General features: G+C 60.8%; 1 protein-coding gene and 1 pseudogene. Both read left to right on the plus strand.

Annotation, left to right across the window (positions count from 1 at the left end):
• Nucleotides 1-760: FGGY-family carbohydrate kinase (locus KHQ23_RS26245; RefSeq protein ID WP_242453166.1), on the plus strand; the 760-nt coding region annotated here is incomplete at its 5' end.
• Between the two features lie 70 nt (nt 761-830).
• Nucleotides 831-1,322 (plus strand): annotated as a pseudogene (gene dalT / locus KHQ23_RS26250) (D-arabinitol transporter); the annotation flags it as partial.

Below are 1,322 nucleotides of genomic sequence, written 5' to 3' on the forward strand. Positions count from 1 at the left end.
GGATAACGCGGTCAGCGCCATTGGCGTCGGCGCGGTCTCGCCGGGGGATGCGTTTATTTCGCTCGGCACCTCCGGGGTGCTGTTTGTGGTGACCGACGCCTATCGTCCGGCGCCGCAGTCGGCGGTACATGCGTTTTGTCACGTGCTGCCGAACCTGTGGCACCAGATGAGCGTCATGCTGAGCGCCGCCAGCTGTTTGCAGTGGTTCTGCCGCCTGACCGGCACCACGGAGGTGGCGCTGCTGGCGGAGATTGCCGAGCTAAGCGAGGAGGATAAAGCCAACGCGCCGTTCTTCCTGCCCTATCTCTCCGGGGAACGAACCCCGCATAACGATCCTGACGCGCGCGGCATCTTCTGGGGCATGACCCACGCCAGCCTGCGCGCGCAGCTCGGCTACGCGGTGCTGGAGGGGGTGAGCTTTGGGATCAACGACGGCCTGCAGGCATTGAAAGAGAGCGGGACGCCGATCGCGCAGTGCTCGCTGGTGGGCGGGGGCGCCCGCAGTCCGTTCTGGGCCCAGCTGCTGGCCGATATTCTCGCTATGCCGGTGGTGACCCACAAAGGCGGAGAGACCGGCGGCGCGCTGGGCGCGGCGCGGCTGGCCTGCCTGGCGGCGGGCAAACCCATTGCCGCGGTGTGTGAAAAACCGGAAGTCTGGCAGACCTGGCGTGCGGATCCCATTCGCCACCACATCCTGATGCAACGCTACGCGCAGTTTAAAGCCCTGTATTTAAACGATCTGCACTATCGACAGCACTGATTTTCATCATAACCGCCGCTTCGTTGCACGTCGCGGAGCGGCCACCCTGTACCCTGAAAACGAGGTCATTATGTCTATCAATAATAAACAGTGGCTCGGTTTACCCCTGAATCTGCTCTGGGGATACATCGCCATTGCCGTATTTATGACCGGCGACGGTTTTGAATTAGCCTTTCTGTCGCACTATATCAAAGCGCTCGGCTTCTCTCCGGCGGAGGCCTCCTTTGCCTTTACCCTCTACGGCCTGGCCGCTGCGCTGTCGGCGTGGATTTCCGGGGTGGTGGCGGAAATTATCACCCCGCTGAAAACGATGATGATTGGCTTCGTGCTGTGGTGCGTATTCCACGTGCTGTTCCTCGTTTTCGGCCTCGGTCACGCCAACTATGCGCTGATCCTGCTTTTCTACGGCATCCGCGGCTTCGCCTATCCGCTGTTCCTCTACTCGTTTATCGTGGCGATTGTCCATAACGTCAAAAGCGACAACGCCAGCTCGGCCATCGGCTGGTTCTGGGCGGTGTATTCCATCGGCATCGGGGTCTTCGGCAGCTATATTCCGAGCTTT

Source organism: Klebsiella sp. 64 (assembly GCF_018223915.1).
Classification (GTDB): Bacteria; Pseudomonadota; Gammaproteobacteria; order Enterobacterales; family Enterobacteriaceae; genus Klebsiella; species Klebsiella pneumoniae.